The organism is Marinobacter sediminum (assembly GCF_023657445.1).
GTDB classification, from domain to species: domain Bacteria; phylum Pseudomonadota; class Gammaproteobacteria; order Pseudomonadales; family Oleiphilaceae; genus Marinobacter; species Marinobacter sediminum_A.
Window position 1 is genome coordinate 1803394 of record NZ_JAGTWY010000001.1, and the last position, 15419, is coordinate 1818812.

The 15419-nt window shown below is 54.9% G+C and carries 10 protein-coding genes, 2 tRNA genes and 1 rRNA gene; 3 read left to right on the forward strand and 10 right to left on the reverse strand.

Annotated elements, in window-relative coordinates:
• Nucleotides 1-289: 289 nt before the first annotated feature.
• The 7 genes from KFJ24_RS08600 to KFJ24_RS08630 form a co-directional block, all read right to left on the reverse strand.
• Nucleotides 290-365, reverse strand: a tRNA-Ala gene (locus KFJ24_RS08600).
• A 45-nt stretch (nt 366-410) separates the two neighbouring features.
• Nucleotides 411-487 (reverse strand) — tRNA-Ile (locus tag KFJ24_RS08605).
• Between the two features lie 89 nt (nt 488-576).
• Nucleotides 577-2116, reverse strand: a 16S ribosomal RNA gene (locus KFJ24_RS08610).
• Between the two features lie 516 nt (nt 2117-2632).
• The gene (gene purT, locus KFJ24_RS08615; RefSeq protein WP_250830654.1) at nt 2633-3832 is read right to left on the reverse strand and encodes a formate-dependent phosphoribosylglycinamide formyltransferase; all 1200 of its coding nucleotides are present in this window, start codon (nt 3830-3832) and stop codon (nt 2633-2635) included.
• 54 nt (nt 3833-3886) lie between these two features.
• Nucleotides 3887-4069 (reverse strand): DUF1289 domain-containing protein, encoded by a 183-nt coding sequence (locus KFJ24_RS08620; RefSeq protein ID WP_250830655.1) that lies wholly within the window; start codon nt 4067-4069, stop codon nt 3887-3889.
• The gene (locus KFJ24_RS08625) at nt 4066-4599 is read right to left on the reverse strand and encodes a gamma carbonic anhydrase family protein (RefSeq protein ID WP_250830656.1); all 534 of its coding nucleotides are present in this window, start codon (nt 4597-4599) and stop codon (nt 4066-4068) included. Before KFJ24_RS08625 ends, KFJ24_RS08620 begins: the two co-directional genes overlap by 4 nt.
• A gap of 1 nt (nt 4600) precedes the next feature.
• Nucleotides 4601-5188, reverse strand: a complete 588-nt coding sequence (locus tag KFJ24_RS08630) for an NUDIX hydrolase (protein WP_250830657.1) — start codon at nt 5186-5188, stop codon at nt 4601-4603.
• A 96-nt stretch (nt 5189-5284) separates the two neighbouring features.
• Between KFJ24_RS08630 and KFJ24_RS08635 the strand changes: the two genes are divergently transcribed.
• Nucleotides 5285-5842, forward strand: a complete 558-nt coding sequence (locus KFJ24_RS08635) for an NUDIX hydrolase (protein ID WP_250830658.1) — start codon at nt 5285-5287, stop codon at nt 5840-5842.
• Here the strand turns inward: KFJ24_RS08635 and KFJ24_RS08640 are convergent, their stop codons facing one another.
• Both KFJ24_RS08640 and purL read right to left on the reverse strand, forming a co-directional pair.
• Nucleotides 5843-6154, reverse strand: coding sequence for a Nif3-like dinuclear metal center hexameric protein (locus KFJ24_RS08640; protein ID WP_250830659.1), 312 nt, complete (start codon nt 6152-6154; stop codon nt 5843-5845).
• Nucleotides 6155-6573: 419 nt separating this feature from the next.
• A complete protein-coding gene (gene purL / locus KFJ24_RS08645) occupies nt 6574-10479 on the reverse strand; it encodes a phosphoribosylformylglycinamidine synthase (RefSeq protein ID WP_250830660.1) in 3906 nt (1301 codons plus the stop codon).
• Between the two features lie 268 nt (nt 10480-10747).
• Here purL and mltF point away from each other — a divergent pair, with 268 nt between their 5' ends.
• Nucleotides 10748-12277 carry a membrane-bound lytic murein transglycosylase MltF gene (gene mltF / locus KFJ24_RS08650; protein WP_434968036.1) on the forward strand — a complete coding sequence of 510 codons (1530 nt, stop codon included), beginning with the start codon at nt 10748-10750 and terminating at the stop codon, nt 12275-12277.
• A 20-nt stretch (nt 12278-12297) separates the two neighbouring features.
• On the opposite strand, the gene KFJ24_RS08655 is transcribed toward mltF, so the two are convergent.
• Complete coding sequence (locus tag KFJ24_RS08655) at nt 12298-12774, reverse strand: regulatory protein RecX (RefSeq protein WP_250830661.1); 477 nt, start codon at nt 12772-12774, stop codon at nt 12298-12300.
• Between the two features lie 165 nt (nt 12775-12939).
• Here KFJ24_RS08655 and KFJ24_RS08660 point away from each other — a divergent pair, with 165 nt between their 5' ends.
• Nucleotides 12940-15408 carry a DUF349 domain-containing protein gene (locus tag KFJ24_RS08660; protein WP_250830662.1) on the forward strand — a complete coding sequence of 823 codons (2469 nt, stop codon included), beginning with the start codon at nt 12940-12942 and terminating at the stop codon, nt 15406-15408.
• The last annotated feature ends 11 nt before the right edge of the window (nt 15409-15419 follow it).

Below are 15419 nucleotides of genomic sequence, written 5' to 3' on the forward strand. Positions count from 1 at the left end.
CAACACCACTCACCGGGCAAGCCCGATGCGCGAGTTATTTCGAGACAGTCTCTTGAAGTGATATAACAACCACTTCAACGACAACACCGGATAACGCTTGAAATCGTTATCACTCTGATCAATGAATTCCGGAGATAATGGAATCCATTAATCGTGTTCTATCTCGTCCAATTTGTTAAAGAGCAAATCTGACCCAGTGATCAGAAAGAAGAACTTCATCCAACAACTCTATCGTCGTGATGAAATGCTTGTTTCTGGACACTGCTAACCGAAGTTAGCCAGTAAATTTTGGTGGAGCTAGGCAGGATCGAACTGCCGACCTCCTGCGTGCAAGGCAGGCGCTCTCCCAGCTGAGCTATAGCCCCATTTAAGCTACCTCAAATCGTTCAACTCCAGGAGTTGAGCAATTTTGGTGGGTCTGGGTGGACTTGAACCACCGACCTCACCCTTATCAGGGGTGCGCTCTAACCACCTGAGCTACAGACCCAATGGTACGGGCCTGAAAGACCCATCTGCTCTCTTTATTAATCAACCAAGTAATTCGTGTGGACTCTGACCGAAGCATTCGGCTTCGTTTAAGGAGGTGATCCAGCCGCAGGTTCCCCTACGGCTACCTTGTTACGACTTCACCCCAGTCATGAACCACACCGTGGTAATCGTCCTCCCGAAGGTTAGACTAACTACTTCTGGTGCAATCCACTCCCATGGTGTGACGGGCGGTGTGTACAAGGCCCGGGAACGTATTCACCGTGACATTCTGATTCACGATTACTAGCGATTCCGACTTCACGGAGTCGAGTTGCAGACTCCGATCCGGACTACGATGCGTTTTGTGAGATTAGCTCCCCCTCGCGGGTTTGCAGCCCTCTGTGCGCACCATTGTAGCACGTGTGTAGCCCTGGCCGTAAGGGCCATGATGACCTGACGTCATCCCCACCTTCCTCCGGTTTGTCACCGGCAGTCTCCCTAGAGTTCTCAGCCGAACTGCTAGCAACTAGGGATAGGGGTTGCGCTCGTTACGGGACTTAACCCAACATCTCACGACACGAGCTGACGACGGCCATGCAGCACCTGTGTCAGAGTTCCCGAAGGCACCAATCCATCTCTGGAAAGTTCTCTGCATGTCAAGGCCAGGTAAGGTTCTTCGCGTTGCGTCGAATTAAACCACATGCTCCACCGCTTGTGCGGGCCCCCGTCAATTCATTTGAGTTTTAACCTTGCGGCCGTACTCCCCAGGCGGTCAACTTAGTGCGTTAGCTGCGCCACTAAGGATTCAAGATCCCCAACGGCTAGTTGACATCGTTTACGGCGTGGACTACCAGGGTATCTAATCCTGTTTGCTCCCCACGCTTTCGCACCTCAGTGTCAGTGTTGGTCCAGGTAGCCGCCTTCGCCACTGGTGTTCCTTCCTATATCTACGCATTTCACCGCTACACAGGAAATTCCACTACCCTCTACCACACTCTAGCCTGACAGTTCGAAATGCCGTTCCCAGGTTAAGCCCGGGGCTTTCACATCTCGCTTATCAAACCACCTACGCGCGCTTTACGCCCAGTAATTCCGATTAACGCTTGCACCCTCCGTATTACCGCGGCTGCTGGCACGGAGTTAGCCGGTGCTTCTTCTGTGAGTGACGTCAAGGCTAGCCAGTATTAGTGACTAACTTTTCCTCCTCACTGAAAGTGCTTTACAACCCGAAAGCCTTCTTCACACACGCGGCATGGCTGGATCAGGGTTGCCCCCATTGTCCAATATTCCCCACTGCTGCCTCCCGTAGGAGTTCGGGCCGTGTCTCAGTCCCGATGTGGCTGATCATCCTCTCAGACCAGCTACGGATCGTCGCCTTGGTAGGCTCTTACCCCACCAACTAGCTAATCCGGCATAGGCACATCCAATAGCGCAAGGTCCGAAGATCCCCTGCTTTCCCCCGAAGGGCGTACGCGGTATTAATCCGGGTTTCCCCGGGCTATCCCCCACTACTGGGCAGTTTCCTATGCATTACTCACCCGTCCGCCGCTCGTCAGCGGGTAGCAAGCTACCCCTGTTACCGCTCGACTTGCATGTGTTAAGCCTGCCGCCAGCGTTCAATCTGAGCCATGATCAAACTCTTCAGTTTAAATCATACAAGATCCGAAGATCTTTAATCTTGCTCAAGACAAAACTCAATTTCGACGAGTCACTGTCCTGATATTTCATATCCGAAATACCTCGGCCAGCGCCCACACGAATTACTTGGTCAATTTTTTAAAGAGCGTTTGAGCTGTTGCTCAATCAAGGCCGCGTATTCTACATCGAACCGCCGCCTTGTCAACCGTTTCTTTTTCCTTGCTTTCCGTCTCCGGAAACCGCCGAAAAATGAACCGGCTTACTGCTTGTTTCGAGGGGCGCATTCTACAGCGAATCGCTTTCCTGTCAACCGCTTTCTGAAGAATTTTGAAACTCAATTTCTTCAGCGCTTTCAAGCAGTTACTCCCTCGGCAAACCGCTGTGTCAGTGGCTTGTCCCTCAGAAGAGATGCGCATTCTACAGACCTGCCCAGAGGTGTCAACGGTTCGTTTTGATTTTTTCCAAAACCCGTCATTTTTCCGCTCAGCCGCCCTCACTTAAAGGAGGTCAAACCCCTCTTGCACTATCAGAGTTCCACCTGGACTGCAGCCGCCGCATTGCGAGCCTTTTCCCGTGCTTCCTCTATGGACTCACCCCGGGCCAATGCCACCCCCATACGTCTGCGCCCCTTCAGCTCGGGTTTACCGAATAACCGTAACTGGGTATCCGGCTCGACCAGTGCTTTTTCGACACCACTAAAACTGACATTGTCCGAGTCGCCCTCCGGCAGGATTACCGCTGACGCCGAAGGGCCATTCTGCCGAATCGATGGGATCGGCAACCCCAGGATTGCCCGTGCGTGCAAGGCGAATTCAGACAGATCCTGTGAAACGAGGGTAACCAGGCCAGTATCATGGGGACGAGGTGACACCTCCGAAAACCAGACATCATCACCTTTAACAAACAGCTCTACCCCGTAAAGACCATAGCCACCGAGATCCTCGACCACCGCTCTAGCGATTTCCATGGAACGATCCAGCGCCCGGGAAGACATCGGCTGCGGCTGCCAGGACTCGCGGTAATCACCGTCTTCCTGGCGATGTCCAACAGGATCACAGAATGAGACGCCGTCCCGATGCTTTACGGTCAGTAGAGTAATCTCATAATCGAAATCCACGAAGCCCTCGACAATGACCCGACCCTTTCCGGCGCGACCACCGGACTGCGCGTAATCCCATGCATCTTCGACATTGCTCTCAGTCCTGACTGTACTCTGGCCCTTACCGGATGAACTCATCACCGGCTTTACTACCAGAGGGAGACCTACTTCTTTAATAGCGGCAAGATACTCTTCACGGGACCCTGCAAACCGGTATGGAGAGGTTGGCAAGCCAAGCTCTTCAGCCGCCAGCCGGCGAATGCCTTCCCGGTTCATTGTCAGATTTACCGCCCGCGCAGTGGGAATTACCCGGTACCCTTCTTCCTCAAGCTTGACCAGCTCCGGGGTTGCGATGGCCTCAATCTCTGGAACGATGAGGTCCGGCTTTTCCTGTTCAATGACGTTACGAAGACTACTTGCATCAAGCATATCGATAACATGGCTGCGATGGGCAACCTGCATGGCCGGAGCATTGGCGTAACGATCCACGGCAATCACCTCCACCCCATAGCGCTGGAGCTCAATAACCACTTCTTTACCAAGCTCGCCAGAGCCGCAGAACAAAACCCTGAATGCATTTTCTTTCAGGGGGGTGCCAATTCGAACTGTGTTAATGCCTTCTGTCATGTCAGTGCCTGCCTGAAACTGGATTGGTTAGATGAGGACGCCCACACAGCAGCGTTAGAGTGAAACCTTCTCTTCCCGTATTGCAACTTGCCTGAGAACCTCCCGGCGCTCGTCATTGGTCATTCGAGTCCAGCGGAGTATCTCGTCGCCGGTGCGCTGGCATCCGATACACACATCATTTTCATCAAGCGCGCATACCTGGACGCAAGGTGAACGCACTTTATCGGAGACGCTCATCTGACCGGCTCACAGGACTGAAGCTTCTCAAGGTAACGTGCGCCATTTTCGACATAGTGCTGCGCACTCATCTCCAGCATTTTCTTCTGGTCATCGCTCAGCTCCCGTTTGATCTTGCCGGGCGAGCCCACAACCATAGAACCATCGGGTATCACCATGCCCTCGGGAATGAGTGTGTTGGCGCCGATAAGGCAGTGCTTGCCAATCCTGGCGCCGTTCAGCACAACCGCATTGATACCGATAAGCGTGTAATCTCCGATCTCGCACCCATGAAGCATGGCTTTGTGCCCGACAGTAACGCCCCGCCCCAGGGTCAACCTGATCCCCGAATCGGTGTGAAGCACGGAGCCATCCTGCACATTGCTTTCCGGACCGATGGTGATCAGATCATTGTCGCCACGAATCACGACGTTGTACCAGACACTGGCTCTCTCCATCAGGCGAACGCTGCCGATAACCGATGCACTGTGCGCTATAAACTGCCCGTCACCAATCAGCTCCGGCGTTCGTTCATCCAGTTTGTAAAACATTTCAACTTCCTCCAGGCGGCTCCAGCAAATCAATATCGGCATCGTACACAGCGTTCAGAAAGTCGACCAGAACCACCGCCGACAACCCCCAAATCTGATAATGCTCCCACCGATAACAGGGCACGTAAAAAGTGTGATTAAGAAAGTTCAGAGAATCTGTCCGCTCTCTTTTATCTTCCAGAAAGAAAGACAGGGGTACACGGAATACACTTTCAATTTCATCCGGATTGGGTTCCAGCCGATGATCGACAGGAATAACGCCAACATAAGGTGTGACAAGAATGCCATAGCGCGACATAACCTGACTTAGCGGAGCGATGATTTCCACATGTTCCGGAGGCAGCCCTATCTCCTCATGGGTCTCACGCAATGCGGTGGCTGCCAGGGAGGGATCACCGGGATCACGCTTGCCACCGGGATAGGCAACCTGCCCCCGATGAGTGCTCAGATTTGAGGACCTCAACGTAAACACCATTTCAGGGTTACCTGGATCATCAGTAACCGGCACCAGAATGCCGGCTTCCGGATAATCCAGCGCCAACTGCCTGGGAGCGTAGCCGGCCAGTCGTTCGGCAAGAAGATCGCGCAAATTATGGCTCCATGGAACATCAAAAGTTGAATAAGACAGTGGCAGCCTTGATAGTTAAACTGACTTACACACCAATCTCAGTATACGGGGAAAAACATGAAGTACTGCAGCACATGCGGCCACCCGGTTGAACAGCGCATCCCCGAGGGCGATAACCGTCACCGCTATGTATGCATCAGCTGCGAGACCATACATTACCAGAACCCGCGCATTGTCGCCGGGACAGTCCCCGTCTGGGAGGGCAAAATTTTACTGTGCCGCCGGGCTATTGAACCTCGCTACGGTTACTGGACCCTGCCCGCCGGCTTCATGGAAAATGCCGAAACCACCATTGAAGCCGCAGTTCGGGAAACCGTTGAAGAAGCGCTGGCCGAGGTACACATCGAAGGCCTGTATTCGATCATTGATGTCCCCCACATCAACCAGGTGCATATGTTTTACCGCGCAACACTCAAAAATGGCCAGTTTGGTGCCGGTGAAGAGTCCCTGGAAACCCAACTTTTCGAACTCGAAAACATTCCCTGGGACGAATTGTCCTTTCCGACCGTCAGGAAAACGCTGGAGCTGTTTGTCGAAGATTTCAGGAACGACTCTTACGGAGTGCATGTTCAGGACATCCGCCATCCGATGTCTGGAAGCGCCCGCAAGAGCTGATTACATTTCCTCCATACGGTAAACCTCATAAGCAGGCTCTTCATAAGGGTGAGCCTGCTTGAGCGCCTCGAGCGCCTCCCGCACCAGACTGTCCTTACAAACCAGCTCTACTTTGAACTCTTCCACAACCTCCAGAGCACCCTGTTTGCCCAGAAACGGATCACTGCCTTCCAACGGCCGAAACTGACCCTGTCCGCGGCAATGCCAGGCGCAACTATCGTAATCACCTATGCGACCGGCGCCCGCATCAAAAAGCGCCTGTTTGGTTTGCGCAAGATGCGTTTCCGGCACAAAAAAACACAGCTTGTACATGGGGGAAACTCCTCCTTTTGATCGGATATTTTTTGTACGATTAATAGCTTAGCTACTTACCCACAGATTCTGTGGATAACTCTGGGGAAAGTTTTTGGGAATAAGCCCCAAAGCCCCGCATTCACTGCACTTCTGTTAAATTGGCGACAAATTCACCCGATTACTTTTTGTTTTATTTTTCAATAGCTTAAATTATTCGATCAAAACATGAACCAACTTCTCATGCTTTGTTTAAAGAATATGCAAACAGGCACTGGAAATGTGCATAAAAATCCTGCGTCAAGCGGTATTTTACCAATTTAACAGGTTTTATCCCTTGAAAGCCGCCCCCAAACGAGGCACGCAGGCATAAAAAAACCGGGCCTGGATTTATGTCATTAACAGACACTTCCAGGACCGGTTTTCCGACACCACCGTTTTTAGCCGAACCAGCGCCGTGCGTTCCTGAACATACGAATCCAGGGACCATCTTCCTGCCAGCCATCCGGGTGCCAGGAATGCTGAACCGAACGGAATACCCGCTCCGGATGAGGCATCATGATCGTGACCCGACCATCGCGGGTGGTCACACCGGTGATACCCGCTTCTGAGCCATTCGGGTTGAACGGATACCGGGTGGTTGCCTGCCCACGATTATCCACATACCGCAATGCCACCATCTCATTCTCTGACAAGGCCGAAGCAGAAGCGTTTCCGGCGAATTCAACTCGCCCCTCCCCATGGGCTACCGCAATCGGCATCTGCGAGCCGGCCATGCCATCAAGGTAAGCAGAGGGCGATGGCATCACTTCCGCCATCACCAGGCGCGCCTCAAATTGCTCCGACTGATTACGCACGAAACGCGGCCAGCCTTCACTGCCTGGGATCAGCTCGTGCAGGTTCGAAAGCATCTGGCATCCGTTACAAACCCCAAGTGCCAGCGTATCCTGGCGGTTGAAGAAAGCCGCAAACTGATCGCGCACACGGTCACTGAACAGAATGGACTTCGCCCACCCCTCACCGGCACCGAGAACATCACCGTAGGAGAATCCGCCACAGGTAACCAGACTGTTGAAGCTCTCCAGGCTCATACGGCCCGACAGAAGATCACTCATGTGGACATCAACAGATTCAAAACCGGCACGGTCAAAAGCCGCTGCCATTTCCACCTGGCCGTTGACGCCCTGCTCACGGAGTACGGCCACTTTAGGCCGCGCCCCCTTGTTGATATAGGGGGCAGAGATGTCCTCGTTGATGTCGAAGGTCAGTTCGGCGTGCAGCCCAGGATCGTCAGCATCCAACAGATTATCGAACTCTTCCTGGGCGCAATCTGCATTGTCCCTCAGTGACTGGATTCGATAACTGGTTTCTGACCATAAACGCTGAAGTGAACAGCGGGATTCATCAACAACCGTTTCACCTTCGAAGCTCAGACGCAGCTGGTCATCGTCGTTCAGGGTACCAATCACGCTGGTGTGGTCACCGAGTCCGGCCGCCGAAAATTGCTGCAGAACAAAACTGGTGTCCTCGCGACGAACCTGAACCACGGCACCCAGCTCTTCATTAAACAGCTCACGTGCGAACTGAGAGGAAGATTCCGCCAATCCGTCCAGTTTGATATCGACCCCTGTGTGACCGGCAAAGCACATTTCGGCCAGGGTTACGAATAGACCACCGTCGGAACGATCATGGTACGCCAGCAGTTTGCCGTCAGAGTTCAGCCCCTGAATAACCGCAAAGAAAGCCTTGATGTCTTCGGGGTCGTCCAGATCCGGCGCGACCGCGCCCACCTGGCGATAAACCTGAGCAAGTGCCGAACCGCCGAGGCGATTCTGCCCGGCAGCCAGATCCACCAGGATCAGATCAGTTTCTCCTGCGTCATTCACCAGTTGCGGAGTGAGTGTCCTGGCTATGTCGACAACCGGTGCAAAGCCACTGACCACCAGCGAAAGCGGCGAAGTCACGCTCTTCTGTTCGCCGTTGTCTTCTTCCCACACGGTTTTCATGGACATGGAGTCCTTGCCTACCGGAATGGTGATGCCCAGCTCAGGGCAAAGCTCCATACCGACCGCACGGACGGTCTCATACAGGTTCTCATCCTCGCCCGGGTGCCCCGCTGCGGCCATCCAGTTTGCGGACAAACGGATATCTGACAGCTTGCCAATGGCTGCGGCCGCCAGGTTGGTTATGGTCTCACCCACAGCCATACGCCCGGATGCCGGCGCGTCGATCACCGCAACCGGCGTGCGCTCGCCCAGAGCCATAGCTTCGCCACTGCGAACATCAAAAGAACTGGCGGTGACTGCAACGTCACTCACCGGTACCTGCCAGGGCCCGACCATCTGGTCACGGGCAACAAGACCTGTAATGGTTCGGTCACCAATGGTGATGAGAAAGCTCTTGGAGCCCACGGACGGCAGACGAAGTACACGGCGAATGGCCTCGTGCAAATCGACCTTGGTGGAATCAAAAATCGGCTTGGTAAAAGAACCGCGACTTACACTACGATGCATTCGCGGCGGTTTGCCAAACAGTACTTCCATGGGCAAATCTACCGATTTGTCATCGAAGTAGGAGTCGGCCAGTTCCAGGTGATGGGATTCGGTCGCCTCACCGATAACCGCGTACGGACACCGCTCCCTGCGGCACAAAGCGTCGAACCGCTCCAGATTTTCCGGAGCCACCGCCATGACATAGCGCTCCTGGGATTCGTTACACCAGATTTCAAGAGGCGACATGCCGGGCTCGTCACTGGGGATATCCCTCAGCTCAAATTTGCCGCCACGACCACCGTCTTTCACAAGCTCCGGCATCGCATTGGACAAACCGCCAGCACCTACGTCATGGATGAAGCAAATCGGGTTCTTGTCGCCCATCTGCCAGCAACGGTCGATAACTTCCTGACACCGGCGCTCCATCTCAGGGTTGTCACGCTGCACCGATGCAAAATCAAGGTTTTCATTGCTGGAACCGGAATCCATGGAAGAGGCCGCACCGCCGCCCAGACCGATAAGCATGGAGGGGCCACCAAGAACAATCAGCTTGGCCCCTACCGGGATGTCACCTTTTTCAACGTGCTCTTCCCGGATATTACCCAGGCCTCCGGCAATCATGATCGGCTTGTGGTAGCCACGCACCTCGTCTCCCGCCGCTCCCGGGACCTTTTCTTCAAAAGTGCGGAAATAGCCAGCCAGGTTGGGACGGCCGAATTCGTTGTTGAAAGAAGCGCCACCAATGGGGCCTTCAATCATAATGTCCAGCGCCGAGGCAATACGGCCGGGCTTGCCATAACCGATTTCCCAGGGCTGGGTATCGCCCGGCAGGTTCAGGTTGGAGACGGTAAAGCCGGTCAGCCCTGCTTTTGGCTTGGAACCACGGCCAGTCGCACCCTCATCCCGGATTTCACCACCGGAACCGGTGGCCGAGCCTTCTGCCGGTGCAATGGCAGTCGGATGGTTGTGAGTTTCAACCTTCATGAGGATATGAATGTCTTCTTCGTTATACCCGTAGATACCGGTTTCTGGATCGGGAAAGAAGCGACCACCGCGGCTGCCACGAATTACAGAAGCATTATCCTTGTAGGCAGAAAGCACACCATCGCTGTTCATTTCGAAAGTGTTACGAATCATCGCAAACAGCGACTTTTCCTGACCCTCACCGTCGATGTCCCACGAGGCATTGAATATCTTGTGCCGACAATGCTCCGAGTTGGCCTGCGCGAACATCATCAACTCAACGTCGGTTGGATCCCGCTCAAGGCCGGCAAACGATTTCACCAGGTAGTCAATTTCGTCTTCGGCCAGAGCCAGGCCAAGCCGTCTATTCGCTTCAACCAGCGCCGAACGGCCTCCGGCAAGCACCGGGACACGGTCCAGAGGACGAGGCTCCTGATGGCTGAACAACAACTCGGCACCACCCATTTCATGGAAGACCTTCTGAGTCATTCGGTCATGCAACAGCGCTGCAATCTTCTCCCGCTGTGCAAGGCCAAGCTTACGGCTGGCCCTGATATAAAAAGCGGTACCACGCTCAATCCGGTGAATCTGGCGCAACCCACAATTACGGGCAATATCCGTCGCCTTGCTGGACCAGGGCGACAGAGTTCCGGGACGTGGCACAACAAGAAACAGGACACCGTCCGGTTCCTCGACGGCCACACTGGGCCCGTAGATTAGTAGCCGGTCCAGAATCGCATACTCCGAGTCTGAAAGGCTGCCTTCCAGATCTACAAAGTGCATGAACTCGGCATAAACATGCTCGACCTCAGGCACGATGTCCTGAATTCGGGAATGCAATTTTCGGGAACGGAAGGGCGAAAGCGCGGGTGCGCCGCGAAGTTCAAGCATGATATCAACCTGTATCGCGCGAAACGGGGAAGTCTGGGTGCGTTCTGAAAGGCCGCCATGATACTCGAAAGCGCGGTCAGGATACAGCGCCAGAGACGTTAATCCCCATCCATACAATTGACATTGTTTTGCATATTAATTAACCAGTTTTATTGACCGGCGCCCGCCCAATGGGGATCATGGATCGGTGGAAGTGGAATCCACACCCAGCATGACACCGGATACGTCCATTCAAAAAGTAATGACGTGCCCCGACGACTCAGCTGTAATGGAGACCAGGGATTTGCCCAAACCGCTAATCGCTTATGTCGCGACATGGGCTCAGGTGGCGCTGCTCGTATTCGCCACACTGACGCTCACCGGCTGTTCGCGACCAAGCACCCTTCAGGAAATCCGTGACGAAGGTGTGTTACACGTAATCACTCGCGAAGCACCCTCCATTTATTATAAGGGGCGCGACGGGATTACTGGCTACGACTATGAACTCGCACAGCGGTTCGCCGACGAGCTTGGCGTCGAACTGAGGGTGCGCGTGGCCGGAGACAATACGGAAGTACTCTCCATCCTATCCCGGGACTATGCCCACATCGGGTTGGCCGGACTCTCTCAGCAACCGGAATTCAAAGATCATTACAAGGTGCTTCCCACAGGCATCTCCGCCCAGTCTGTGGTGGTTTACAACCGGGATGCAGAACGCCCGGACTCACTGGATAGCCTCACCGGCCAGACGCTCCATCTGGTGGCAGACAGCAACCACAAGCACCTCCTTGAAACGGAGCAGAAAAGTGACTCCAGTGCTGACTTGCAGGTTCACCCCGGGCTGGATGCGGCCGGCATACTGGCGCGGGTGGAGAGTGGAGAATTCACCTACGCCATCGTGTCATCAAACGAGCTTGAGCTTAACCATGTGTTCTTTCCCAAGGTGAAACAGGCCTTTTCCCTGGGTGAGCCGTCAGAGCTCGTGTGGCTATTCCCCTCGGCACAGGATGACTCGCTGGTCACTGCCGCCCGCCAATTTCTCGGGAAGCTGCAGGCCGATGGCACTCTCGCTCAACTTGCCGAGCGTTTTTATGGGCATCTGGATCAGCTGAACTACGTGGGGGCCCGAACCTTTATGCACCATGTGGAAAACCGCCTGCCCAAGTACGACAGCCTGTTCCAGGACTATGCCACGGACTTCGGGATGGACTGGCGCCTGCTTGCCGCTATTGGCTATCAGGAATCCCACTGGCGCCCCAATGCCGTGTCTCCTACTGGCGTTCGCGGCCTGATGATGCTCACACGAAATACCGCAAGCCACATCGGCATCAATAACAGGCTGGATCCAGAGGAAAGTATTCAGGGAGGTGCCAAGTATTTCCGCATAGTGCACAAAAAGATTCCTGAGCGCATACCGGAGCCCGACCGCACCTGGTTTGCCCTGGCATCATACAATGTGGGCTTTGGCCATCTGGAGGACGCACGAAGACTGACCGAGGGTGCTGGCAAGAACCCGGATCGCTGGATGGATGTGAAAGAGTTCCTGCCACTGCTGGCACAAAAAGAGTGGTACACCAAGACTCGCTTTGGCTACGCCAGAGGGCACGAACCGGTGCTGTACGTGCAGAATATTCGCCGTTACTACGATGTTCTCGCCCGAATAACCGATCGGTCTCAAGCCTCCCCTCCGGAAGATGCCAACATGGTAAACCTTGAATCAGAGGAGCAGGACAGCAATGCGACACGGGAGGCCAAAGACCATTCAGACATGCGTGCAAGCTTGCCTTCCGAGCTGGGGATAATCCCGCCGACGCTATAGTCGGAATGGCACAAGCGCGGTCATTCTTCGGTCGAACGGGCATCCAGTGCCCGCTCAACCTGAGCCGAAGAGAATCCCCGTCGATTCAGGAAACGGGCCTGCCGTACCTTTTCATCCCAGTCCTCACTCAGATCCGAAAGACCGTAACGCTTTTCCCTTAGCGCAACCGCTCGGCGGCACCAATCCTCGTCAGTCATTTCGTCCAGACACTCAGGAGCATGGTGGACTCCACGTTGCTGAAGCTCGCCCAATATGCGCATTGGGCCATACCCAAGATCCATTCTCTGGCGGGCGTAGACGTCGGCAAAACGATTGTCATCAAGCCAGCCCTCGTTTTCATAAGCGTCCAGCACCACCTCGATCACCTCATCATCGATCTTGCGCTGGCGCAGTTTCAATACCAGTTCGAGGCGGCTGTGTTCCCGCCTGGCCAGCAGTCTCAGTGCAACCGAGCGTGCCTTGTATTCATGATCTTCCTGATTTTCCTGTTTTGCCATACAGACCCTTCCCGCATGCGCGTACAAAACGCTAGACTAGCCCCGAATTATTCTTGCCGGCCCGACCGGCAAACAGTACCCGGCCTCCCGAGAAGAGGCCGATGGCCGGTGGCGGCTCACTTTGCCCGACACCGTGAACTGGTTTCAATCCCAAAGGATACCCTCATGGCTGCTTTCATCCAGAAACTGTTTAAATCCCGCAAATCCTCCGACGCAACCGGAAAAAATCGTCAAGAAACACCGCCAACGGCTGCTGTACAGGAGGATACGCGCGCTATTCTGAGAGAAGAACAGCTCCAGGCCCTGGAGGGTTCGCCGGATCAGGCCACTCTGGCAAATCTGGCAATTAGCGGCGCAACCGCCGATATTCGGCTGGACGCGGCAAGCCGGCTCACGAACGCCGATAGCCTGCAGCAAGTTCAGAAGCAGGCCAAGGGGCGTGACAAGGGCGTCTATCAGAGCGTCAGACAAGCTCTCCAGAACATTCGTGATGAACAGGCAAGACAGGAAAGCCTGTCGCAAACCATCACGACCCTGATCAGTAACGCCAACGACCAGGCGCGCAGTGATGATACCAAGCTTTACGAGGCAAGACTGGAGTCACTGATTCGCCACTGGAGTGAGGTAGAACCGCACGCAACTCCTGAGCAGGCCCAGAGCTTTCTGGAAGCGGTTCACCGGTGCAAGGAACGCCTTGATGCTATCCGGTCGGCGCTGGAAGTTGAAAAGCGGCAGCAGGACCAGAAACAGCAGCGAGAAGAAACCCTGGCGTTGCTTACCCGCACACTGGCTGAGCTGAAAGAGCAGGCGCCGGAGACGCTTCCCTCTCTGGCCTCCCTGGATGCCCTGCAAAAAACACAGGAAAATCGCTGGCTCGAAGCCACGCGCGACACCACTGTGGATAAGCAGGAACAGAAAGCCTACGAAAGCGCCATGCTTTCGCTTCGCAGTTACGTCAGCGCCATACGCCATATCAATCAGGAAAAAGAGACCATTTCAGCGCTCGCTGCCGCGCTGGACGCCAGTGAGGACGCCTCGGACGAACACCGTGAACAGGCAAAGACCCTGATTAAAACCATTGCCTGGCCGGAAGGTTATCCTATGCCAGCGGTTTTGGAGCCAGTCCGGAAGCTGGCAGGTAAACGTAAGACGGTAGCGCCTGCCAAAGCAGAAAATCAGGAAAAGCAAAAGGCACTGGCCTCTGAGTTGGAAACCTCTGTTGGCCGACTAGAGGCGGCGCTGGAAGCGAAGCAGCTGAAAGAATCCAAACAACTGCTGAAAACAGCTCAACAGCAGTTCAAATCACTGGATCATCGCCATGGCAAACCCTTCCAGGCGCGCATGCAGTTGCTCGCCGGGCAGTTACGTGAACTCAGCGACTGGCAGGGCTTTGCAACCGAACCCAAGCAGATAGCTCTGTGCGAACAGATGGAATACCTGGCCGAGCAACCGATTGAGCCGGAAGCCAAAGCGGAACGGATCAAGGAACTACAGAACGAATGGCGCGATCTCGGTGGTTCTTCAGATCGCGCACTTTGGGCCAGGTTCAAGGAAGCGTCAGACCGGGCCTATGAGCCTTGCAAGGCGTATTTTTCCGCCAAGTCCGGCCTCAAACAGGCCAATCTTGAGAAACGTCAGGCCATCTGCGCGGAACTGGAAACGTTCCTCAACAGCGCCGACTGGACAGCCATTGACTGGAAAGCGGCCGAGAAGATTCACCTGACGGCCCGCCAGGAGTGGAAAGCAGCCTGGCCAGTGGAATTCCGCGATAATCGACAGGTACAGAAACGATTTGACGACCTGTTGAAAAAGCTGGAAGCACCCCTGGATGAAGAGCGGCGCAAAAACGAAGCGCTCAAACAGGAGATTGTCGACAAGGCCAATGCTCTGACCAGTCATGAACCGCTGCAGGATGCGATGAATCAGGCCAAAAACCTGCAGACAGACTGGAAAGCCATTGGTATCACCCGTCACCGGGAGGATCGCAAGCTCTGGCAGGCCTTCCGAAAAGCCTGCGATGAGATCTTTGCTCGCCGGGATGCCCAGCGCAACGAAAAACACGAGGCGGCAAAAGCCGCTGACGAAGCCGCTGAAACGGTTCTGGACGAGGCGCGGGCACTCGACAGCAACAGCGACGAACCTACGTTGTCTTCAGCCTTCGCCCAGCTTCGAGAGCTGGAGTCCGCCGTTCTCTCCTCCGCCTCGAAAGAGCGCGTGCAGCGTGAAAAACAACGACTGCACAAGGCGATGGCAGACCAGCGCCTGAGAGCGAATATCAGCGCCTGGCAATCCCTGGTACGAGCCCGGGTAGACGGAGCGGAGTCAGGTGCGGAGCTTCCCGAGCACTGGCCTGCCCTGGCCGCCGACCCGAATCAACTCGAGCCGACAGAGCTGGTCATCCGGGCAGAAATCCTCGGAGGAATTGGGTCGCCGGAATCCGATCAGCAACGCCGTATGGAAATCCAGGTACAAAGACTGGCTGAAGGCATGGGCTCCTCGGAAAAGTCCAGCGATCAGGTTCGGGAGATGGAAAAACTGGTCGCCAGCTGGTGCCTGAAACCATCGGGTGAATTATCCGACCAGGCGCTCGCTGAGCGTCTGAACAACGCGCTCGCTGCGCTGGTCGTCGACTGATTCCTGAGCGG

Excerpts from the sequence above, each read along its gene's own strand:
- mltF (WP_434968036.1), top strand. The coding sequence starts at position 10,748 with ATGGAGACCAGGGATTTGCCCAAACCGCTAATCGCTTATGTCGCGACA.
- KFJ24_RS08640 (WP_250830659.1), bottom strand. The coding sequence starts at position 6,154 with ATGTACAAGCTGTGTTTTTTTGTGCCGGAAACGCATCTTGCGCAAACC.
- KFJ24_RS08625 (WP_250830656.1), bottom strand. The coding sequence starts at position 4,599 with ATGTTTTACAAACTGGATGAACGAACGCCGGAGCTGATTGGTGACGGG.
- KFJ24_RS08660 (WP_250830662.1), top strand. The coding sequence starts at position 12,940 with ATGGCTGCTTTCATCCAGAAACTGTTTAAATCCCGCAAATCCTCCGAC.
- KFJ24_RS08635 (WP_250830658.1), top strand. The coding sequence starts at position 5,285 with ATGAAGTACTGCAGCACATGCGGCCACCCGGTTGAACAGCGCATCCCC.
- KFJ24_RS08620 (WP_250830655.1), bottom strand. The coding sequence starts at position 4,069 with ATGAGCGTCTCCGATAAAGTGCGTTCACCTTGCGTCCAGGTATGCGCG.
- KFJ24_RS08655 (WP_250830661.1), bottom strand. The coding sequence starts at position 12,774 with ATGGCAAAACAGGAAAATCAGGAAGATCATGAATACAAGGCACGCTCG.
- purL (WP_250830660.1), bottom strand. The coding sequence starts at position 10,479 with ATGCTTGAACTTCGCGGCGCACCCGCGCTTTCGCCCTTCCGTTCCCGA.
- purT (WP_250830654.1), bottom strand. The coding sequence starts at position 3,832 with ATGACAGAAGGCATTAACACAGTTCGAATTGGCACCCCCCTGAAAGAA.